Here is a 21,501-nt window from a genome sequence, read left to right on the forward strand (position 1 = left end):
CGGTCACGCTCCGGTCTGAGGGCCGCCTTGTCGCCGACCGTGATCCGCACTCGCCGCCCTGATTCACGGCGAGTCGAGCAGCTCGATTCCGTAGTCGGCGACGACGGCCCGTACCTCGGCGAGGTAGCGCTGCGCCTGCGCCGTGAGCGGGATTCCGGAATGGCTGATCCAGCCGATCTCGATGCTCTCGTCCACGTCGAGCGGGATGGCGACGATCTCCGGGTCGAGGTCGTCGCTGATGATGCCGGTGGAGATCGTGTACCCGTCGAGACCGATCATGAGGTTGAAGATGGTCGCGCGGTCGGAGACCCTGATCTCCCTCTTGCTCGACCGGGTGGAGAGGATCTCCTCGGCGAAGTAGAACGAATTGTTCGCGCCCTGGTCGAAGGTGAGCCTGGGCAGGTCCGCGAGGTCGTCCATGATGACGCGTTCGCGGGATGCCAACGGGTTCTGCCTGGAGATGAAGACGTGCGGCACCGCGAGGAAGAGCGGGTGGAAGGCCAGGCCGGAATCGCGGAGGAGTTTGTCGATGACCTTCCGGTTGAAGTCGTTCCGGTAGAGCACGCCCACCTCACTGCGGAGGGTCCGGACGTCCTCGATGATGTCCCAGGTTCGCGTCTCACGAAGCGAGAACTCGTACTGTTCCGCCTCGCCGGATCGCACCATCCGGATGAACGCCTCGACCACGAACGAGTAGTGCTGCGCCGACACCCCGAGCAGTCGGCGGGACGGCGGCTGACCGAGGTAGCGCTGCTCCAGCAGCGACATCTGCTCGACGACCTGCCTGGCGTAGCCGAGGAACTCCGCGCCCTCGTCGGTGAGCGTCACTCCTCGGGCGGATCGGACGAGGAGGGCGCGACCCACTCTGTTCTCCAGGTCCTTCATGGAGGCGGACATGGTCGGCTGGGCGACATAGAGCAGTTCCGCAGCGCCGGTGATCGAGCCTTCCGCCGCGACCTCGATGAAGTAGTGCAGCTGCTGGAGGGTGATTCCCCTTGATTCTCGACGCATAGCTAGAGGCTATACAGATCCATAACAAATGGTAGTTACCCGATAGCTGAACTGGGACTGCAGGATGGGGCCCAGACTTCCCGCAGCGCCGAGCCCGGCCGATCGAGACCCGAATTGGACGCACATGTCGAACGAATTCACGCATCGCATCTCCACCACCCGCTTCGACGAGAACTATTCACCGTCGGAGGATTCCCGAGCCACCACGAATTTCGCGAACCTGGCCCGGGGTGAGCACCGTCAGCAGAATCTCCGCCGAACCCTGTCGATTATCAACCATCGGTTCAATGACCTCGCACGCCGCGACAATCCGACCGGGGACCGATACTCCGTCGAGATCGAGATCGTCTCGGCCGAGCTGCAGTTCAGCTCGGACGGCGCGGACCACCGGTTCCCCCTGATCGAGGTACTGGATATCCAGATCGTCGACCGGGAGACCGGCGCCCGCATCCCCGGGATCGTCGGGAACAACTTCTCGTCCTACGTCCGCGACTACGACTTCAGCGTTCGGCTGCCCGCGGCAAACGAGGGCACCACCGAGTTGATCGTGCCTCGCGACTTCGGCGACCTGCACGGCAAGCTGTTCCAGCACTTCCTCGACTCCGAGGCCTACCGGGAGCGCTTCGAGGTGGATCCCGTGATCTGCATCAGTGTGTCCACGAGCCGGACCTACCGACGGACCGGCAACCACCACCCGACCCTCGGTGTCGAGTACCAGCAGGACGACTATTCGTTGACCGACGAGTACTTCCGCAAGATGGGGCTCGGAGTCAGGTACTTCCTGCCGCCCGGCGGTGTCGCGCCGCTCGCGTTCTACTTCCGCGGCGATCTGCTCAGCGACTACACCGACCTGCAGCTCATCGGCACGATCAGCGTGATGGAGACGTTCCAGCGGATCTACCGTCCGGAGATCTACAACGCGACCTCCCCCGCCGCAGAGATCTACCGACCGACCCTGGATCAGCCGGACCACTCGCCCACCCCGATCATCTACGACCGTGACGAGCGCAGTCAGCTCGCGAAGAAGCAGGGCACGTACACGGAAGAACGCTTCATCAAGCCCCACCGCGAGCTCCTCGAGCAGTGGGCCGCCCGCTACCCCGTTCTCGTCGGATGACCACCGGAGGAAAGTCGACCATGAACCAGATCCTGCCCACGTCCACCGTCGGCAGCCTGCCCAAGCCCTCGTGGCTCGCCCAGCCTGAAACCCTCTGGGCGCCCTGGAAGTTGCAGGGCGATGAGTTGGTCGAGGGTAAGCAGGATGCGCTGCGTATCGCCGTGAAGGAGCAGAGCGATCGCGGAATCGACATCGTCAGTGACGGCGAGCAGACCCGTCAGCACTTCGTAACGACATTCATCGAGCATCTCGACGGGGTCGACTTCGAGCGGCGCGAGACGGTTCGGATCCGCAATCGCTACGACGCGAGTGTGCCCACCGTGGTCGGCGACGTGAGCCGCTCCAAGCCGGTCTTCGTCGACGACGCGAGATTCCTCCGACAGCAGACCGATCAGCCGATCAAGTGGGCACTCCCCGGCCCCATGACGATGATCGACACGCTGTACGACGGCCACTACTCCAGCCGCGAGAAGCTGGCGTGGGAGTTCGCGACGATCCTCAACCAGGAGGCACGAGACCTGGAGGCTGCGGGGATCGACATCATCCAGTTCGACGAGCCCGCGTTCAACGTCTACTTCGATGAGATGAAGGACTGGGGCGTGGCGACGCTGGAGAGGGCAGCAGAGGGATTACGCGCGGAGACCGCAGTGCACATCTGCTACGGCTACGGGATCAAGGCGAACACCGACTGGAAGGCAACCCTCGGCTCCGAATGGCGACAGTACGAGGAGTCGTTCCCCCTCCTGCAGCAGTCCAGCATCGACATCATCTCGCTGGAATGCCACAACTCCCGTGTCCCGATAGACCTCGTCGAACTCGTCCGGGGCAAGAAGGTCATGCTCGGGGCCATCGACGTGGCGAATGAGAAGGTCGAGACCCCAGAGGAGGTCGCCGCCACCATCCGGAACGCGCTCAGGTTCGTCGACGAGGACAAACTCCTGCCTAGCACCAACTGTGGCATGGCGCCCTTCTCCCGGGACATCGCACTGGCGAAGCTGAGCGCGCTCAGCGCGGGTACGCGCATCGTTCGCGAGGAGCTCTTCTCCGCCAAGCCCTGACCTATCGGCGCCGCAACTCAACGGATAGCGGGAGCGTCGTCGGACCGTAGCTCGTCGACGATGCCCGAACCGGTCTGAGAACGGCCCCGGCCGAGCTCGGCACGCTCCGCGACACCACAGGACGATCCACTCGGATCCCGAAGTTCATTGCTCAGACGAGGGCGGAATCGGGGATCCAGTTCCCATGGAATCCCTGCGGCACCCGGGCCGGCAGGTGGACCGCGGCCACCGGATGTCCGAAGTCGTGGGCATCCATCATCACCAAGTCACTGGCGTCGCGCGCGGCGTCGTACACGTAGCCCATGAGCCAACCGTCGTCCTCGCCAGCCGCGCTGCCGGCCGGAACGAACACCATTTCGCTGGCGATGCGGCCGGAGCCCAGGTCCACCTCGACGGTGGTACCGGCGACGAGGTCGTGCTTTCGCACAGGGGTCCGGGGGTCATCGCCCAGGGCGCCCAGGTCGCGCACCGAGGACAAGCCGATCGTGTAGCCGTAGCGGTGGCGGTGGCCGGTGAGTCGTCCGTCCCCGCGCGGGAACTCCGTGCCGCGATCGTCGATCGTCTCGGCGAGGACCTTGCGTTTCCGCCCGTCGATCGTCCAGCGCTCCAGACGGGGGCGATCGGATACGGGCTCGCCGTCCTCGGCGAAGGCGTGGTCGTGCACCACCAGGTCGATGATTACTCGATCACCGTCGTCGAAGGCGTTGAGGGGGTGGTAGACGTAGCACGGCTCGACGTCGATCCACACCACGTCGGACCCGGTGCCGGCCCGGGGCAGGAGCCCGACCCGGGCCCCGTTGTCGGGGCGCCAGCGGAAGGGCAGGGAGACACCCTGGAGGGCGAGCTCCAGGTCGAAGAGCACAGGCAGGTCGAAGAGCACGACCCGGGAAGCGGTCAGGCCCATGTCGTGGAGCATGACCGGAGCCGGAAGGTCGATGTCGACTGTGCTGACGAGCTCCCCGGCAGAGTCGATCACGTGGTAGCGCAACGCGGGGTTGTCGAGGCCGTAGCTCATGACGTGCATCTCGCCGCTGATCGGGTCGAACTTGGGGTGAGCGTTGATGCCGGAAGGGAGAGGGCCGCCGAAATTGCGCGTCGCGACCGTATCCAGGTCGACCGTCAGCTCATAGGGCAGCGAGCCCTCCGTCACGGTGAGGATCCGGCCGGCGTGGGCGAACACGCTGGTGTTGCCCGAACCGGAGTGCCACCCACCGTCCTCGTGGGGCACTGGGGACTCATCGAGGTGCGCGCTGGCTTCGGGGCCGCGCACCCAGCGGTTGCGGTACCAGCGTGCCCGGCCGCCGTGCAGGTCGATGCCGTGCACCATGCCGTCGCCCGCGAACCAGTGGTACGTGTCGGCCTGCGCTGCGAACGGGTTGGGGCCGGTGCGGATGTACCTTCCCGCCAGGTCAGGCGGCACCGCGCCCGTGACCTCGAGATCCGTGGCGGTCACCTCAGCGGCCACCGGCGCAAAGTTGCCGTCGAGGTACTTCGCAGCTGTCATCGTCTGCTCCCTTGCACCGGGCCGCCGAGCTGACGTCTCCAATAGACACCCTCTCCGGCCACGCGTCAACACGCCGCGTGTCGGCACCGAGGAAACTCTCTCCGAGCCTGGTCGGACCGTGGACGCACCTCGCCCCACCCGCCCAACTTTCTCGTACTAGTGGGTCACACGTTGAAGCGGAACTCCACCACGTCGCCGTCGGCCATCACGTAGTCCTTGCCCTCCATGCGGACCTTGCCGGCGGCCTTGGCCGCGGCCATGGACCCGGCGGCGTCGAGATCGTCAAAGGAGACGATCTCGGCCTTGATGAAGCCCTTCTCGAAGTCGGTGTGGATCACACCGGCCGCCTTGGGCGCGGTGTCGCCCTTGCGGATCGTCCACGCGCGCGACTCCTTGGGGCCGGCGGTGAGATAGGTCTGCAGGCCCAGGGTGTGGAAGCCGGCGCGGGCGAGCGCGTTCAGGCCCGGCTCGGTCTGGCCGATCGACTCGAGCAGCTCCATGGCGTCGTCGTCGTCCAGTTCGCGGAGCTCTGACTCCACCTTGGCGTCGAGGAACACGCAGTCTGCCGGAGCCACGGCGGCGCGGAGCTCGGCCTTGCGCTCCTCGTTGGTCAGCACGCCCTCGTCGGCGTTGAACACGTAGAGGAACGGCTTGGCGGTCATCAGGTGGAGGTCCCGCAGCAGGGTCTTGTCCACCTCGTCCTGGGCCCGGAACAGGGTGCGGCCGTCATCGAGCACGGCCTGCGCCTTGCGGATCTCCTCGAGCTGCGGAACCAGGGACTTGTCCTTGCGGGATTCCTTCTCCAGCCGCGGGACGGCCTTCTCGAGGGTCTCCATGTCCGCCAGGATCAGCTCGGTGGCGATCACCTCGATGTCGGCCATCGGGTCCACCTTGCCGTCGACGTGGATCACGTCCGGGTCGTCGAACACGCGCACGACCTGACAGATGGCCTCGGCCTCGCGGATGTTGGCGAGGAACTTGTTGCCCATTCCCTCACCCGTGCTGGCGCCCTTGACGATGCCGGCGATGTCCACAAAGGACACCACGGCGGGCAGGATCCGCTCGGAGCCGAAGATCTCGGCGAGCCGGGCCAGCCGCGGGTCGGGCAGGTCCACCACGCCGACATTGGGCTCGATCGTGGCGAACGGGTAGTTCGCCGCGAGGACGTCATTGTTCGTCAGGGCGTTGAACAGGGTCGACTTACCGACGTTGGGCAGTCCGACGATTCCGAGGGTGAGGCTCACGAGGCCCGAGTCTACGGCCCGGGTCCCCGGGGTCCCGCCGCGCCACCCCGCCGCGCCACCCCGACCCGTCGCGGGAGCGCGCCCCCGTGGCCTCTGTCATCATGTGAGCCATGAGTGACGAGCCGAAACCGCCACCCCCGGTCGCTACGGAGGACGAGCACGTCGACCGCTCCGTCCTCATCGGTCTCGGCGGTCGCTGGCTCACGGACTGGGCGCTCCGGCTGGCCATCGTCCTGATCGCGTGCTGGATGATCGCGCAGGTCGGCGGCGCGCTGTGGGTGGGGATCCTGCCGATCCTCCTGGCGCTCATCATCTCGACGGTGCTGTGGCCGCCCACGGGGTGGATGTCCCGGCACGGTGTCCCCAAGTCACTGGCCGCCCTCATCTCGATCATCGGGTCGCTCGGGGTGGTCGCCGGCGTCCTCGCGCTGATCGCCCCGTCGATCGTCGAGCAGAGCGTCCAGCTGGCGGACCAGACCTCCGAGGCGATCGCCGAGGTTCAGGACTGGCTGCGCGGACCGCCGCTCAACATCCGCGACGAGCAGCTCGACGGGGTCCTCAGCCAGCTCAGCTCCACCCTCCAGGACCGCGGTGACCAGATCGCCAACGGGGTGTTCACCGGTGTGACCGCGGTGGGCTCGCTGGTCGTCACCCTCGTCCTGGTCCTGGTCCTCACGTTCTTCTTCATCAAGGACGGGCCGCGGTTCCTCCCGTTCGTGCGTCGCATCACCGGCCGCACCGCCGGCCGGCACCTCACCGAGGTCTGCACCCGCTCCTGGAACACCCTGGGCGGCTTCATCCGGACGCAGGCGATCGTCTCGTTCGTGGACGCGACCCTCATCGGTACAGCCCTGGTCGTCCTCGGCGTCCCGTTGGCGTGGGCGCTGGCCGTGATCACTTTCCTCGCCGGATTCATCCCCATCGTGGGTGCGTTCACCGCCGGCGCGCTGGCGGTCCTCATCGCGCTCGTCGCCAACGGGTTCACCACGGCGATCATCGTGCTGGTCGTGATCATCGCGGTGCAGCAGTTGGAGGGCAACATCCTCCAGCCCATCCTCCAGTCGCGGGCGATGAACCTGCACCCGGGCGTGGTCCTGTTGGGTGTGGCGGCGGGCAGCACCCTGTTCGGCATCGTCGGCGCGTTCCTCGCGGTGCCGCTGCTCGCGGTGGTCGCGGTGGTCCTGCGGTACCTCGGAGAACAGATCGACCTGCGGACCGGCGACGTCACCGCCTCCGACCTCGCGTCGGCCACCGACGAGGGGCGCCTCACGGCCTTCCTGGGTGAGATGTCGAGCTCGCGCTTCGCTCCCCTACGCAAGAGCAGCAGCGCCATGCTGGCCGGGATGATGGAAGCCCGCCCCGGGCACGGCGCGGTCGTCGTGGACCCGGGCGCGGCGCCCGTTCCCGGCGGCGCGGCGGTGCTCACCGGTGGAGGGGACGACGACGAGGTTCCCAGCCCCTCCCCCGAGGCCCCCGCGGGGTCCGCCGATGAGCCGTGGCCGCAGACGGGGCCCGTCGATCCGGACGCCGTCGACGGCGAACGTCCCTCGCCGGCGGAGGACAAGACCACCCCCCTGCGTCGCTTCGGTCGATTCCTCGCCCGTCGACTCGAGGGTTAGAGTCTCACCCTGTGAGCACACGCAGGAGTGGACGGGTCCCCGCGGACGAGAGGTCCGTCATGTCGTCCGTACGCGGGCTCCCCGCCTGGACCGCGGTACTCCTCGCGGTGGCCATCACCCTGACCGGCGTGGCGATCGATTCCGCCAGCGGCGGCCTGGGTGCGGGGTTCACCGTCGCGTACTTCCTCGGTTGCCTGATCGCGGTCCTGGCCGTCTCCCGGCGCGCGCTGTTCGTGGTCGGCGTCCAGCCGCCGATCATCATGGCGGTTCTGGTCCCGCTGGCCTCGGTGATCGCCGGAGCCGGACTGACCACCGGTGTCTTCTCCCGCACCCAGCTGATCTCGCTGGTCCTGCCCCTGGCCTCGCGGTTCCCGCTCATGCTCGCCACGACACTCGTCGTGGCCGCACTCGCGCTCATCCGGGCGTTCGTCCTCGAGCCCCGTCCCGCCCGCCCGGCGTTCGCCCGGGTAGAGCGCAGCGCCCCGGCACACGCCCGTCGCTAGTCCTGGAGAACCGGGGCGCGGGTACTGCTGGCGGGTCAGGCCTTCTTGCTCAGACGGAGCTCGCGGGGAAGCGAGAACGTGATGGTCTCCTTGGCGGTGCGCACCGTCGAGACGTCGTTGAAGCCGTGATCGGCGAGCAGGTCCACCACGCCGCGGACCAGCAATTCCGGCACCGAGGCGCCCGAGGTGACCCCGACGGTGGTGACGCCCTCGAACCACGAGGTGTCGATCTCCTTGGCGTAGTCGACCAGATATGAGGCGCGGGCCCCGGCCTGCAGCGCCACCTCCACCAGCCGCACCGAGTTGGACGAGTTCTGCGAGCCCACCACGATCACGAGGTCGCACTGCGGGGCCATGGTCTTGACCGCGGTCTGGCGGTTCTGCGTGGCATAGCAGATGTCGTCCGACGGCGGGTCGATGAGTGTGGGGTACTTGGCCTTGAGGAGGCGCACCACCTCCATGGTCTCGTCCACGCTCAGAGTGGTCTGCGAGAGCCAGATGAGCTTCTCGGTGTCCACGGGGATGTCCAACTTCTCCACGGACTCGGGGCCGTCGACCAGGGTCACCACGTCGGGGGCCTCCCCCGCGGTCCCCTCGACCTCCTCGTGGCCCTCGTGGCCCACCAGCAGGATCAGGTAACCCTCGCGGGCGAAGCGTTTGACCTCGGTGTGCACCTTGGTCACCAGGGGGCAGGTCGCGTCGAAGGTGTTGAGCTCGAGCCGCAGGGCGCTCTCCCGCACGGCCGGCGAGACGCCGTGAGCGGAGAACACCAGGTTGGCCCCACGGGGGACCTCGTCGGTCTCGTCCACAAAGACCACGCCCTGGTCCTGGAAGGACTCCACGACGTGCTTGTTGTGGACGATCTCCTTGCGCACGTACAGCGGCGCGCCGTGCTTGGCCAGGGCCTTCTCGACCGTCTCGACGGCCCGGTCGACGCCGGCGCAATAACCGCGCGGTTCCGCGAGAAGCACTCGCTTGGTGGCCGGTTCGGCGATCATGTGGGTCTGCTCGGTCATGTCCCCAGGGTACGGTTCATACTGGATTTCGACCATTACGCCTCCCGGACGCCCCCGGCAGAGAGGTTCCCATGTTCCGCCCCTTCCTCCTCACCCGAGCCTCGATCGGGCTCGCCGCCTCCGCGGTCGAGCATGCGGTGGCCCTACCCGGCCGCGCGATCGAGGCCGTCGCCACCCTGCCCGCCCTCCCGGTGCGGGTCGCCGGCGGCCTCGTGCAGTCGTACCTCCACGCGGGCCAGACCCTCACTGACCTCGCGGTCAAGGGGGACCGGGTGATCGGGGCCGTCTTCCCGTCCCGGTCCGATCTGCCGGAATGGGCGACGTTCGACGAGGACCAGGCGGACGCACAGGACGGGTACGGATCCAGTTCAGGGACCGGGCCGGACGGCGACGACCCCACGGTCCCGACCGGCCGCATCACCCCGCGCAGCACGTGACCGCCGGCTCGGCCAGGACCCCCAGTAGCCCCGAACAGCCGTGGCCGGTCCGGGTGGTCGCCGACCAGGTCGCGGCCTGGATCCACCGACTCGGCGCCGTCTGGGTCGAGGGACAGATCACCCAGCTCAGCCTGCGACCGGGCACGCGGATGGCGTTCCTGACGCTGCGCGACCCGTCGGTGGACAACTCGCTGTCCCTCACCTGCCCACCCAAGCTCATCTCCGAGGCACCGGTCCCGGTGACCGAGGGCAGCCGGGTCATCGTCCGCGGCACCCCCCGCTTTTACACCGGTAGGGGCTCGTTCTCGCTGCAGGTCTCCGAGATCCGCCCGGTGGGCGTCGGCGAACTCCTCGCCCGCATCGAGCGTCTCAAGCAGGCCCTGGCCGCCGAGGGGGTCTTCGACCCGCGGCTCAAGCGTCCGTTGCCGTTCCTCCCGAGCTGCGTCGGGTTGATCACCGGACGCGCGAGTGCGGCCGAGCGCGACGTCGTCGAGGTGTCCCGCGGCCGCTGGCCGGACGTCCGGTTCGCCGTCCGCAACACCGCGGTCCAGGGCCCGACCGCCGTGCCGCAGATCCTCGACGCGCTCGCCCAGCTCGACGCCGACCCCCTCGTCGACGTGATCATCCTCGCCCGCGGCGGCGGCTCGGTCGAGGACCTGCTGCCCTTCTCCGACGAGGCACTGATCCGGGCCATCTCCCGGTGCCGGACCCCCGTGGTCAGCGCGATCGGCCACGAGCCGGACTCCCCGCTCTCGGATCTGGTCGCCGACCTGCGTGCGGCCACGCCCACCGACGCGGCCAAGCGCGTGGTCCCGGACGTCGTGGAAGAGCGGCGCCGGATCGCCGAGGCCCGCGCCCGCACCGCCCGCGCCCTACGCGGGTGGGTCGAGCGCGAGCGCAACCAGCTCTCCGCCGTCCGCTCCCGCCCGGTGATGGCCAACCCGTACGGCATCGTCGACTCTCGAGCCGAGGTGGTGGCCGAGGCGCTCCGGGCCGCCCGCCGGGACATCACCCGGATCGTCCACACCGAGTCCACGTCGCTGGGCCACCTCTCCGCGCGCCTGACCACCCTGGGCCCGGCGGCCACCCTCGCCCGCGGATACGCCGTGGTCCAGTCCGTCGCCGGGGGCCACGACGGCAGGGTGGTCTCGTCGATCGCCCACGCGCCGCCGGGTTCGCAGCTGCGCATCCGCGTCGCCGACGGCGCACTGTCCGCCGCCGTGCTCGGCTCGACCCCCGCCGCCGGACGGCATCCCGCCGCCAGCCCCGATCCCGCAGATCCCGCCACACCCGAGGAGCAGTCCTGATGTCCGACGAGCAGACCCCCGTCTCCGAGCTGGGGTACGAGCAGGCCCGCGACGAGCTGATCGAGGTGGTCCGCATCCTCGAGGCCGGCGGCCAGGACCTGGACGACTCCCTCGCCCTGTGGGAGCGCGGCGAGGAACTCGCCGCGCGGTGCAACGAGCACCTGGATGGCGCGCGCGACCGGATCGACGCGGTTCTGGGCGACGACGACGAGGGCGGCAACCGCGCGAACTGAGCCGGTCAGGGCTGACTCAGGTCAGAGCAGGCGCCGCCGCCCGGGCTGGGTCAGTTCGAGCCTCAGCCCGGGTCACCGCTCTCGCGGCAACGGCTCCGCGCGTTGGGCGGACGCGGCCAGCGCCTCGAAGTCCGAGGTCGCCGCCGAGCCGGTGACGGCCACGCGGACGTCATCCAGGTCGAGCACCCACACCGGCCGGACGTCGTCACCGGTGAACACGGTCCACTCCTGACCGGTCACGGGAATGATGGTGCGATCCGGGCGCGGCCCGCCGCCCAGGGACCGGAACGCGTCCTCGGGGGCATCGGACTGGACCAGTTCCACGAAGCTGCGCTCCCCCGTCACCCAGCCGACGTGGCTCGAGCTCGTGCCGGCGAAGGACTCGACGCGACCGGAGTTGGAGGTCCACCCCTCCGGCACCTCGGGGGACCGGATGGGGAAGGGGAGACTGCGCGCGTCCTGACGCAGAGAAGCGTCGGCATCGAACTCGGGGATCGCCCCCTGCTGGGGTCCCGACGGGCTGAAGGTGCACTGGCCGGCGACACCGGCAAAGATCCCGACCATCACCATGAGCACCACCACCGACCAGAACATGTCGCGGTTGCCCTGCAGGATTCTCGGTTTCGCCTCGGCCACGAGGGAAAGTATCCCACCCACCCGGGGCATGTCGGGCGCGCGGCCCCCGACGGCCGCGCCGAAGTGGAACAATGGGCCGGACATCCCACATCGTGCCGCGCGTGACCTCATCGCGCCGCGGAGCTACCCGAGGAGCCCGACGCCATATGTCAGACGCCCTACGTCCCGACCGAAACCTCGCCATGGAGCTCGTCCGAGTCACCGAGGCCGCCGCCCTGGCGGCCGGCCGCTGGGTGGGACGGGGTGACAAGAACGGTGGTGACGGCGCCGCAGTGGACGCCATGCGCTCGCTCATCGGCACGGTCGAGATGGATGGCGTGGTGGTGATCGGCGAGGGCGAGAAGGACGAGGCGCCGATGCTCTACAACGGTGAGAAAGTCGGCACGGGCACCGGCCCCGCCGTGGACGTCGCAGTGGATCCGATCGACGGCACCCGCCTCATGGCCGAGGGACGCCCCAACTCCATCGCCGTGATCGCCGTGGCCGAGCGCGGCGCCATGTTCGACCCGTCTGCCGTGTTCTACATGCGCAAGATCGCGGTGGGCCCCGAGGCCGTCGGCAAGATCGACCTGTCCGAGTCCACCGAGTGGAACATCCGGTCCGTGGCCGAGGCCAAGGGCAAGGACGTCGGTGACCTCAGCGTGTGCGTCCTCGACCGGCCGCGCCACGCCGAGCTCATCGCCGAGATCCGCGCGGCGGGCGCCAAGGTCCGCCTGATCATGGACGGCGACGTCGCCGGAGGCGTGGCCGCGGCCTCCGACGACAGCTCGGTGGACATGCTCATGGGGATCGGTGGCACCCCGGAGGGGATCATCACCGCCTGCGCCATGAAGTGCATGGGCGGCGAGATCCAGGGTCAGCTCTGGCCGCAGGACGAGGCCGAGCGCCAGAAGGCCGTCGACGCCGGGCTGGATGTCGACGCGATCCTCGGCACCGACGACCTGGTCAAGGGCGACAACTGCTTCTTCGCCGCGACCGGCATCACCAACGGTGACATGGTCCGCGGCGTGAGCTACCGCTCCAACGGTGCGGTGACCAGGTCGCTGGTCATGCGCTCGAAGTCCGGCACCGTCCGGCACGTCGAGGGCCGCCACCGGATGGAGAAGCTCCGTGAGTTCTCGGCCGTCGACTACGGTCAGGATCTCCGGGACAAGTAATCCCGTTCGGGCCCGCTGCGCCGGACTCCTGCACGGCGCGGCGGGCCCGCCTACGCTGACCGGTATGGCCGATCAGAGTGGATTCCGCATCGAACACGACACCATGGGCGAGGTCCGAGTGCCCGTCGACGCGCTCTGGCGGGCGCAGACGCAGCGGGCCGTAGAGAACTTCCCCGTCTCGGGCAGCGGCCTCGAGCGCGCACAGATCCGCGCGCTCGGCCTGCTCAAATCCGCCTGCGCCACCGTCAACGGGCGCCTGGGCCTGCTCGACCAGGCCAAGGTCGACGCCATCGTCGCCGCCGCCGGGCGGATCGCCGACGGTGAGGTCGACGAGCACTTCCCCGTCGACGTCTTCCAGACCGGGTCCGGGACCAGCTCCAACATGAACGCCAACGAGGTCATCGCCTCGCTGTGCGCGGCCGCGGGCGTGACCGTCCACCCGAACGACGACGTCAACATGTCGCAGTCCTCCAACGACACGTTCCCCACCGCCACGCACGTCGCCGCGACGGAGCTGACCCTCACCGAGCTCCTCCCCGCGCTGAATGTGCTCGCCGCGTCGTTCGAGAAGAAGTCCACCGAATGGCGGGACGTGGTCAAGTCCGGTCGCACCCACCTCATGGACGCGGTCCCCGTGACCCTGGGACAGGAGTTCGGCGGGTACGCCCGCCAGATCCGGGCCGGGATCGAGCGGGTGTGCACCACCCTGCCCCGCTTGGGCGAGCTCCCGATCGGCGGCACGGCGGCCGGAACCGGTCTCAACTCCCCGGACGGTTTCGGCTCCGCGGTGGTCGAGGAGCTGCGCTCCCTCACCGGACTCGAGGAGCTGCGGCTGGCAGTGGACCCGTTCGAGGCGCAGTCGGCTCGTGACGGGCTCGTCGAGCTCTCCGGGGCGTTGCGCTCGCTCGCGGTCTCGCTCACGAAGATCGCCAATGACGTCCGCTGGATGGGTTCCGGTCCGATGACCGGGTTGTCGGAGATCCACCTCCCGGACCTGCAGCCCGGTTCGTCGATCATGCCCGGCAAGGTCAACCCGGTGCTCTGCGAGACGGTCGCGCAGGTCGCCGCCCAGGTGGTGGGCAACGACGCCGCTGTGGCCTGGGCCGGCGCGAGCGGCGCGTTCGAACTCAACACCGCGATCCCCGTGATGGCGCGCAACGTGCTCGAATCGGCACGCATCCTCGCGACGTCCTCCGCGTTGTTCGCCGAGCGCTGCATCGACGGGATCGAGCCCGACGTCGACCGGCTGCGTCGGTACGCCGAGTCGTCCCCCTCGATCGTCACCCCGCTCAACTCGGCGATCGGTTACGAGGAGGCCGCCCGGGTGGCCAAGCACGCCCTGGCCGAGGGGATCACCATCCGCGAGTCCGTGATCGCCCTGGGCTTCGTCCCCGACCCGCTGACCGAGGAGGAACTGGACCGTCGACTCGATGTGCTGGGCATGACGGGACTCGACCGCGAGCGCTGACCCCCTCCCCGGCCCACTCCGCAAGGGCGCCGCGGCCGGGGTCCGCGGCTGAGGTCACTCGGCCGGGGTACTCGGCCGGGTTAGCTGGTGTGCTCGATGATCCGGATCGCCTGGTTCTCCAGACGGATCTGCCCGCGCTGGAAGTCGGAGAAGACCGCGGCGCCCTCGATGATTTCATCGCCGACCGGCCAGCCCAGCTGGCCGGTCGGTCCCCCGTTGTCGAGGTAGGCGACGTGGATCTGCCCACGAACGATCTGCGCCCCGGTCTCCGGGGACCAGTAGATGGTCCCGGAGACATAATCCTGCTTCTTGCCGCCGACCAGCTCCTCGGCCGGAGCGACCGGAGCCTGCAGATCCAGCGGGCCGCCCTTGGCCCCGTCGTACTTGCGGTAGATCGCCATGTTGGTCGCGAACTCCCGCTCACCGATCTTGACGACGATCGGGTCGTCCGCGTCCGAGACGTCGTCCCGAGCGGTGACCGGCTCCTCGGTAACCGCAGCTGCGGGGGTCGATCCGGCGGAGGACTGCGGCTGCCCTCCGGCAGGCAACCCGCCCGGGGTCTGTTCCCCGCAGGAGGTCAGCACCAGTGCGCACGCGGCGACGGCGGGCATGGCGAACGCCAGGCATGAACGGCGGGACACAGAAGACCTCCGTGGGCTAGGGAGATGGGTCCGGGCGCGTGGATCGGGTCCGGGTACGGAGCCCGGAGCCCGGAGTCCGGAGTCGATCATCTCACCTCGTCAGGCGAGCACCTTCGGCCGTCTGGTCACGCTGCGTGGATGCGGCGCAGCTCAGGCTGCGCCCCGGGATGGGACTCCTCGAGCATCTCGGTCACGAGCTCGGCGATAGCGGAGCGCTCCGAGCGGTTGAGCGTGACGTGCGCGAACAGGGGGTGCCCCTTGAGCTTCTCGACCACGGCCTGGACGCCGTCGTGGCGGCCGACCCGCAGGTTGTCCCGCTGGGCGACGTCGTGGGTGAGCACCACGCGGGAGCCCGTGCCCAGCCGCGACAGGACCGTGAGCAGGACGTTCCGCTCGAGCGACTGCGCCTCGTCGACGATCACAAAGGAGTCGTGCAGGCTGCGGCCGCGGATGTGGGTCAGCGGCAGGACCTCGAGGATGTCGCGGTCCAGGACCTCGTCGATCACGTTCTCGCTGACCAGTCCCTCGAGGGTGTCGAACACGGCCTGCGCCCACGGCGACATCTTCTCCGACTCACTGCCCGGGAGGTAGCCGAGCTCCTGACCGCCCACGGCGTACAGGGGTCGGAAGACGACGATCTTGCGGTGGCGGCGCCGCTCCAACACCGACTCGAGGCCGGCGCACAGGGCGAGCGCGGACTTGCCCGTCCCCGCCCGGCCCCCGAGGGAGACGATGCCGATCGATTCGTCGAGCAGACAGTCGATCGCGATGCGCTGCTCGGCCGAGCGGCCGCGCAGGCCAAACACTTCGACGTCGCCGCGGACCAGCTTGAGTCCGCCCTCGTCCGTGACGCGGGCCAACGCGGATGACGACTCGGTGTGTACCCGGACCCCGCAGTGCACCGGCGTCTCCTCGCCGAGGCCGGCGGCGTGGGCCGCGAGCGGTGAGGCCCCGCCCGCGGAGAACAGGGTGTCCACCAACTCCTGGGTCGCCGACAGGTCCGAGACCCCGCTGTACCCGGTCAGCACCACGTCCTGGGCGTGGTACTCGTCCGCCGGCAGTCCCACCGATCCGGCCTTGACCCGCAGCGGGACGTCCTTGGAGACCAGCACGGTGTCGAGGCCCTCCGCACGGAGGTTGAGTGCGCACGCGAGGATCCGGGAGTCCTCGCCGGTGTTCCTGAAACCCGAGGGCAGGATCGCCTGATCAGTGTGGTTGAGCTCGACCCGGAGGGTGCCCCCCTGCTCGGTGATCGGCAGGTCGCCGTCGAGCCGACCGTGCCGGAGCCGGAGATCCTCGAGCAGGCGGAGTGCCTCCCGGGCGAAGTACCCCAGCTCGGGATGGTGGCGCTTGGCCTCCAGCTCCCCGATGACCGCGATCGGCAGCACCACGCGGTGCTCGGCGAAGCGGGTGACGGCCCACGGGTCGGACAGCAGAACCGAGGTGTCGAGGACGTAGGTACGTACGGTGTCGGTCACGGTGGGCTCCTCGCCCACGGCACCGTGGGCGTGTTGGGATGGACCGGTCGGCTCAGGTCACCTGGTGGTGACGGGGCCGGGTGCCGGCCCCCTCCCGATCGCTTATGACGATCATCTGCTGGGACCTCCCGACGGTCGGCTTCCCCACCGACCGTTGCGCCAGACAGTACGCCCGCAGGAGCGCCGGCGACACCAGTAATGACATGCCTGTGAGTTAACTCGTTGTGAACTCTGCGGGGGCAGCATCGTCCGATGGGCCGCGTGGTCCGGTCGCGGGTCCGGTCGCGGGTCCGGTCGCGGGTCCGGTCGTGGGTCCTAGCTGTACGACACCATCGCCTCCGGCTCCCCGTCCGCCCGCCGGAACCCGAGCACCCGAGCGGCGTCCTTGAATGCCGCGACGTCGCGGGTGTGCACGCCCGTCAGGGGCGGCAGCAGATCGGCTCACACCACGACGGCGTCGTTGATCGCAGTCCGCGTAGGCCCGCGCCGCACCGGGGTCGAGCTCGGGGATCCGGATGTGAACGGAGAGGTCGGCCGGGTGGTCGGCATCGGGCCGCAGCCACTCCACTTCTTGCCGGGTAGCGGGTCTCCGCCACCCCGCGGCCGTAGACGGACAGGTCGAGACGGGTCACTGCACCGTCTCGAACGCCGCCGCCGGTGCGTCAGCCGTGCGGGGATTCATGTCACTCCACCATCAGCCGCACGGTCTCGGCGACGACGGCCGGCCGGTCCCCTCCCTCGACCTCGACGGTCACCAGACTGTTGAGCTGGATCCCCGCGGGCTTCCGCTCGAGCGAGGTCAGTGTGATCCCCGCGCGGATGCGCGACCCGACCGGAACCGGTGCCGGGAAGCGCACCTTGTCGAGGCCGTAGTTGATCATCATCCGGAAGCCCTGGATGTCCATGACCTCCGCGCCGAGGACCGGAAGCAAGGAAAGGGTGAGGTACCCGTGCGCGATGGTCGCGCCGTACGGCCCCTGTGCCGCCCGCTCGGGGTCGACGTGGATCCACTGGTGGTCGCCGGTGGCGTCGGCGAACGCGTCGATCCGTTCCTGCGTGATCTCCATCCACTCGCTGTAACCCACGTGCTCGCCGATGGCGGCCTCGACCTGATCCAGTCCCTCGAACACCCTCATGACAGTCCTCCTCGTGACACCAGCTGCGATGCGATGACGTTGCGTTGGATCTCGTTGGTGCCCTCGCCGACGATCATCAGCGGGGCGTCCCGGAAGTAGCGTTCCACGTCGTACTCGGTCGAGTAGCCGTACCCGCCGTGGATCCGGACCGCGTCCAGCGCGATCTCCATCCCCACCTCGGAGGCGAACAGCTTGGCCATCCCGGCCTCCATGTCGCAGCGCTCGCCTGAGTCGTACTTCTCGGCCGCGAACAGCGTGAGCTGACGGGCGGCGGTGAGCTTGGTGGCCATGTTGGCGAGGTGGTGGCCGACGGCCTGGTGCTTCCAGATGGGCTTGCCAAAGGACTCACGCTGCTGCGCGTACGCGAGCGAGTCCTCGAGCGCGGCGGCCGCCACGCCGAGCGCTCGGCTGGCCACCTGGATGCGGCCGGTCTCCAGGCCCTTCATCATCTGGCCGAACCCCTTGCCGGGCTCGCCGCCGAGGATCTGCGTGGCCGGGGTGCGGTAGCCGTCGAAGGCCAGCTCGCACGTCTCCACCCCCTTGTAGCCCAGCTTGGGCAGGTCCTTGGACACCGTCAGGCCCGGGCCGTGCTCGACGAGCACGATCGAGATGCCCCTGTGCTGAGGAGTGGCGTCGGGATCGGTCTTGCACAGCAGCGCGATGAGTCCGGAGCGGCGGGCGTTGGTGATCCACGTCTTGGCACCGGTGATCACCAGGTCGTCGCCATCGGCCCGGGCCACGGTGCTCATGCCCTGCAGGTCCGACCCACCGCCCGGTTCGGTGAGCGCCATGGTGGCCCGCATCTCGCCGGTCGCGAGCCGCGGCAGATAGGTCTGCTTCTGCTCCTCGGTACCGAACAGGGTGAGCAGCTTGGCCACCACGGTGTGTCCGCCCATCGCTCCGGCGAGCGACATCCAGCCGCGGGCGAGTTCCTCGGTGACGCGGACGTAGCAGGGCATCGAGACGGGAGTGCCCCCGTACTCCTCGGGCACCGCCAGTCCGTAGATCCCGATCTGCTTCATCTGCTCGATCCACCGCTCGGGGTAGGTGTTCGCGTGCTCCATCTCGAGCACGGACGGTTTGACGTCCCGGTCGATGAACTGGCGCACGGTGGCGACCAGGTAGGCCTCTTCGTCGTTCAGGTCCGGCATTGGGAGAACACCTCGTCGTCGTCGTCACCAGTCGACCCGCCGCCCCGGCGGGGTCACGCCGCCCATCGTCGCAACCCCGCGCCCAATAGTCAATAATCATGCGCATGAATTGTGTAGGGTGGCGGCATGGACGCCTCACACCCCACCGCGGTCGGCGGACCCTACTTCGACCAGCTCGAGGTGGGCCGGGTCTTCGACGACGCCCCGTCGGTCACGCTGACCGACGGCCTCGCGGCTGCGCACCAGGCCATCCTCGGGGACCGCCTGCGGTTGCCGCTGGACCACCATCTGGCACGCGCGGTCACCGGCGGCACGGTCGCGCATCCCGGCCTCGTCACCGACGTGGCGATCGGCCAGTCCACTTCTCTGACCCGACACGTCAAGGCCAACCTCTTCTACCGGGGCCTGCGCCTGCTCGCCGCCCCGCGGATCGGTGACACGCTCACCACCCGGACCGAGGTCGTGGGGCTCAGGTCGAACAGACCCAAGCCGGGACGCGCCGCCACCGGGCTGGCCGCACTGCGCATGACCACCACCGACCAGGACGGGCGGCCCGTCCTGGATTTCCACCGCTGCGCCATGCTGCCGGTGGCCGAGGGGGTCGACCCGGAGTCATCCGTGCACGCCGACGACCTGTCGACGATCGGCACGGGGCTCCCCCAGCCGTGGACCGCGCCCGAGGGCTGGGACCTGGGCGCCTACCGTGCGCGGGTCCCGGGGGCCCGGACGCCGCCGCCCGGCGAGGGCACCGTCCTGCGCCCCGGTGCCGACGTGGTCTCGAGCGCTCCCGAGCTGGCGCGCCTCACCGTGAACGTCGCCGAGACCCACCACGACGCACGCGTCTCCGGCGCGGGCCGGCTGGTCTACGGCGGGCACACCATCGGCCTGGCCCTGGCGCAGGCCACCCGCGCCCTGCCCTCGATGCTCACGGTGCTCGGCTGGCACTCCTGCGATCACGTGGGTCCGGTCCGCGAGGGCGACACGCTGAGCAGTGACGTCGTGGTGGGCGCCGCCACCGACCTGCCCGGTGGTGGAGTCGCGCTCGACCTGCGGTCACTGGTCACCGCGCACCGCGAGGACGGCGACGCGCCGGTCCTCGACTGGGCCTACACCGTCCTCATGCCGTGAACCCTCCTGCCGCGAGCCGGGGACGGGGACACGGACAGGGCGGGAGACAGGGATAATGGTTGTCATGAGTTCATCCGACGGCGGCAGGTCGCCGCGTCCGGGGGTCGGTCGACCGAAGAAGACCGCGCTCCTCGTGGCCCAGCAGATCGTCGAGGACATCTCCCGGCACGGCAACACCGTGGGTGACCGCCTGCCCCCCGAGCACCGCATGCTGGAGGAATACGGGGTCGGCCGCGGCACGCTGCGCGAGTCGCTGCGGTACCTGGAACTCCAGGGCGTCATCAGCCTCAAGCCCGGCCCGGGCGGGGGGCCCATCGTGCAGCAGCCGGACGGGAGCACGCTCGCCGCCACGCTGAGTCTGCTCCTGCAGTTCGAGAACGCCCCGTTCTCCACCATCATGGAGGCCCGCGCCGCACTCGAGCCCTCCATCGCACGGCTGGCCACCACGCGGATCGACGACGCCGGACTGCTGCGACTCCGGGAGAACCTGCGCGAGACGCGGGAGCAGCTGAGCGACCAGGACGCGTTCTCCGCCCAGTCCGAGCGTTTCCACGAGCTGATCGCCTGGAGCTCCGGGAACACCCTCTTCGGGTACCTCTTCGACGCCCTGACCGGCCTCATCGCCGGCGCCTCGATGGGCATCACGTACCCCAGACGGCAGCGCGAGCTGACCTGCGACATCCACGACGACATCTACGCGGCCCTCGCCGACCGGGACCCCGACACCGCCGCCCGCCTGATGTCCGCGCACATCCAGGAGCACACCACGTTCCTGGAGAAGCGGTTCCACTCCGAGCTCGCGCAGCCGATCCGCTGGGATCTGGGCTGAGCGAGAGGCAGCAGCGCGCCCCCGGCCACCGACCGGGGGCGCGGGACGGCGATCAGACGCGCGCCAGACCTTCGATCAGATGTGGCGGCCGCCGGTGATCTCCAGGACCGTGCCGGTCATGTAGCTGGACATGTCGCTGGCCAGGAACAGCACGACCTGCGCGACCTCGCTCGGCTCGGCCGCCCGCCCCATGGGGATCTCGGCCAGCTTCTCCTTGTAGATGTGCTCCGGCATCGCCAGGGTCATGGCGGTCCGGATGAGCCCGGGCTGGATGGCGTTGATGCGGACGTTCTTGAACGCGACCTCCTTGGCGGCGGCCTTGGTCAGCCCGATGATCCCGGCCTTGGCGGCGGAGTAGTTGGTCTGCCCCATCAGCCCGACCTTGCCGGAGATCGAGGAGACGTTGACGATCGCCCCTCCCCCGTACTCGCGCATGCGACCGGCCGCCGCGCGGGTGCCGTTCCAGGTGCCCTTGAGGTGGATCGCGATGATGTCGTCGAACTGCTGCTCGGTCATCTTGCGCATCGTGGCGTCGCGGGTGACGCCGGCGTTGTTGACAAACACCCCGAGCGGGCCGAACGCCTCCTCGGCCACGTCGATCATCGCCTCGACCGCCGCGCCGTCGCGCACATCGCAACGGACGTAGCGGGCCTTGTCCTCGCCGCCCAGTTCGGCGACGGCGGCCGCGCCGGCCTCGTCGTCGATGTCCCCGACGACCACTCGCGCACCCTGGTCGATGAACGTCCGCGCGATCTCCAGTCCGATTCCGCGTGCGGCTCCGGTGACGACGGCGGTCTTACCCTCGAGCATTCCCATGATGTGTGTCCT

Annotated in this window: 21 protein-coding genes; 11 read left to right on the plus strand and 10 right to left on the minus strand. The window is 69.2% G+C overall.

The window, feature by feature from the left end; translation table 11 throughout:
* Positions 1-63: 63 nt before the first annotated feature.
* Positions 64-1,011, minus strand: a complete 948-nt coding sequence (locus tag R4P08_RS15245) for a LysR family transcriptional regulator (RefSeq protein ID WP_317814746.1) — start codon at positions 1,009-1,011, stop codon at positions 64-66.
* A gap of 124 nt (positions 1,012-1,135) precedes the next feature.
* On the opposite strand from R4P08_RS15245, the gene R4P08_RS15250 reads away from it, so the two are divergent.
* Complete coding sequence (locus R4P08_RS15250) at positions 1,136-2,128, plus strand: putative oxygenase MesX (RefSeq protein ID WP_317814747.1); 993 nt, start codon at positions 1,136-1,138, stop codon at positions 2,126-2,128.
* Positions 2,129-2,148: 20 nt separating this feature from the next.
* Entirely contained in the window at positions 2,149-3,186 is a 1,038-nt protein-coding gene (locus R4P08_RS15255) for a methionine synthase (protein WP_317814816.1), read from the plus strand.
* Between the two features lie 151 nt (positions 3,187-3,337).
* Here the strand turns inward: R4P08_RS15255 and R4P08_RS15260 are convergent, their stop codons facing one another.
* The gene (locus R4P08_RS15260; RefSeq protein WP_317814748.1) at positions 3,338-4,690 is read right to left on the minus strand and encodes a carotenoid oxygenase family protein; all 1,353 of its coding nucleotides are present in this window, start codon (positions 4,688-4,690) and stop codon (positions 3,338-3,340) included.
* Positions 4,691-4,854: 164 nt separating this feature from the next.
* Positions 4,855-5,934: a redox-regulated ATPase YchF gene (ychF, locus tag R4P08_RS15265; protein ID WP_317814749.1), complete on the minus strand. Its 1,080-nt coding sequence runs from the start codon at positions 5,932-5,934 to the stop codon at positions 4,855-4,857.
* A 110-nt stretch (positions 5,935-6,044) separates the two neighbouring features.
* Here ychF and R4P08_RS15270 point away from each other — a divergent pair, with 110 nt between their 5' ends.
* Both R4P08_RS15270 and R4P08_RS15275 read left to right on the plus strand, forming a co-directional pair.
* Positions 6,045-7,553 (plus strand): AI-2E family transporter, encoded by a 1,509-nt coding sequence (locus R4P08_RS15270; protein WP_317814750.1) that lies wholly within the window; start codon positions 6,045-6,047, stop codon positions 7,551-7,553.
* 59 nt (positions 7,554-7,612) lie between these two features.
* On the plus strand, positions 7,613-8,056 hold the full coding sequence (locus tag R4P08_RS15275) for a DUF6542 domain-containing protein (protein ID WP_317814751.1): 444 nt from the start codon (positions 7,613-7,615) through the stop codon (positions 8,054-8,056).
* Positions 8,057-8,091: 35 nt separating this feature from the next.
* Here the strand turns inward: R4P08_RS15275 and R4P08_RS15280 are convergent, their stop codons facing one another.
* A complete protein-coding gene (locus tag R4P08_RS15280) occupies positions 8,092-9,072 on the minus strand; it encodes a 4-hydroxy-3-methylbut-2-enyl diphosphate reductase (protein WP_317814752.1) in 981 nt (326 codons plus the stop codon).
* Positions 9,073-9,143: 71 nt separating this feature from the next.
* Here R4P08_RS15280 and R4P08_RS15285 point away from each other — a divergent pair, with 71 nt between their 5' ends.
* From R4P08_RS15285 to R4P08_RS15295, 3 genes are read left to right on the plus strand one after another with little or no spacing between them, the layout of a single operon-like run.
* The gene (locus tag R4P08_RS15285) at positions 9,144-9,509 is read left to right on the plus strand and encodes a hypothetical protein (RefSeq protein WP_317814753.1); all 366 of its coding nucleotides are present in this window, start codon (positions 9,144-9,146) and stop codon (positions 9,507-9,509) included.
* A complete protein-coding gene (xseA, locus tag R4P08_RS15290; RefSeq protein ID WP_317814754.1) occupies positions 9,506-10,816 on the plus strand; it encodes an exodeoxyribonuclease VII large subunit in 1,311 nt (436 codons plus the stop codon). The genes R4P08_RS15285 and xseA overlap by 4 nt, the downstream gene beginning before the upstream one ends.
* The gene (locus R4P08_RS15295; RefSeq protein WP_317814755.1) at positions 10,816-11,049 is read left to right on the plus strand and encodes an exodeoxyribonuclease VII small subunit; all 234 of its coding nucleotides are present in this window, start codon (positions 10,816-10,818) and stop codon (positions 11,047-11,049) included. Before xseA ends, R4P08_RS15295 begins: the two co-directional genes overlap by 1 nt.
* Before the next feature lie 72 nt (positions 11,050-11,121).
* On the opposite strand, the gene R4P08_RS15300 is transcribed toward R4P08_RS15295, so the two are convergent.
* A complete protein-coding gene (locus R4P08_RS15300) occupies positions 11,122-11,769 on the minus strand; it encodes a DUF4245 domain-containing protein (protein WP_317814756.1) in 648 nt (215 codons plus the stop codon).
* A 62-nt stretch (positions 11,770-11,831) separates the two neighbouring features.
* On the opposite strand from R4P08_RS15300, the gene glpX reads away from it, so the two are divergent.
* Complete coding sequence (glpX, locus tag R4P08_RS15305; protein ID WP_317814757.1) at positions 11,832-12,842, plus strand: class II fructose-bisphosphatase; 1,011 nt, start codon at positions 11,832-11,834, stop codon at positions 12,840-12,842.
* Positions 12,843-12,906: 64 nt separating this feature from the next.
* A complete protein-coding gene (locus R4P08_RS15310; protein ID WP_317814758.1) occupies positions 12,907-14,310 on the plus strand; it encodes a class II fumarate hydratase in 1,404 nt (467 codons plus the stop codon).
* Positions 14,311-14,390: 80 nt separating this feature from the next.
* On the opposite strand, the gene R4P08_RS15315 is transcribed toward R4P08_RS15310, so the two are convergent.
* From R4P08_RS15315 to R4P08_RS15330, 4 genes are all read right to left on the minus strand, one after another.
* Complete coding sequence (locus R4P08_RS15315; RefSeq protein WP_317814759.1) at positions 14,391-14,951, minus strand: hypothetical protein; 561 nt, start codon at positions 14,949-14,951, stop codon at positions 14,391-14,393.
* A gap of 125 nt (positions 14,952-15,076) precedes the next feature.
* Entirely contained in the window at positions 15,077-16,429 is a 1,353-nt protein-coding gene (locus R4P08_RS15320; protein ID WP_317814760.1) for a PhoH family protein, read from the minus strand.
* Positions 16,430-17,112: 683 nt separating this feature from the next.
* Positions 17,113-17,565: a MaoC family dehydratase gene (locus tag R4P08_RS15325; protein ID WP_317814761.1), complete on the minus strand. Its 453-nt coding sequence runs from the start codon at positions 17,563-17,565 to the stop codon at positions 17,113-17,115.
* Positions 17,562-18,716, minus strand: a complete 1,155-nt coding sequence (locus R4P08_RS15330; RefSeq protein WP_317814762.1) for an acyl-CoA dehydrogenase family protein — start codon at positions 18,714-18,716, stop codon at positions 17,562-17,564. Before R4P08_RS15330 ends, R4P08_RS15325 begins: the two co-directional genes overlap by 4 nt.
* A gap of 126 nt (positions 18,717-18,842) precedes the next feature.
* Here R4P08_RS15330 and R4P08_RS15335 point away from each other — a divergent pair, with 126 nt between their 5' ends.
* Both R4P08_RS15335 and R4P08_RS15340 read left to right on the plus strand, forming a co-directional pair.
* Positions 18,843-19,844 carry a MaoC family dehydratase gene (locus R4P08_RS15335; protein WP_317814763.1) on the plus strand — a complete coding sequence of 334 codons (1,002 nt, stop codon included), beginning with the start codon at positions 18,843-18,845 and terminating at the stop codon, positions 19,842-19,844.
* Positions 19,845-19,908: 64 nt separating this feature from the next.
* Complete coding sequence (locus R4P08_RS15340) at positions 19,909-20,673, plus strand: FadR/GntR family transcriptional regulator (RefSeq protein WP_317814764.1); 765 nt, start codon at positions 19,909-19,911, stop codon at positions 20,671-20,673.
* Between the two features lie 75 nt (positions 20,674-20,748).
* Here R4P08_RS15340 and fabG read toward each other — a convergent pair whose 3' ends face one another.
* Positions 20,749-21,489 carry a 3-oxoacyl-ACP reductase FabG gene (fabG, locus tag R4P08_RS15345; RefSeq protein ID WP_317814765.1) on the minus strand — a complete coding sequence of 247 codons (741 nt, stop codon included), beginning with the start codon at positions 21,487-21,489 and terminating at the stop codon, positions 20,749-20,751.
* Between the last annotated feature and the right edge of the window lie 12 nt (positions 21,490-21,501).

It is taken from the genome of Rhodococcus sp. IEGM 1408 (assembly GCF_033142235.1).
Lineage (GTDB): Bacteria > Actinomycetota > Actinomycetes > Mycobacteriales > Mycobacteriaceae > Dietzia.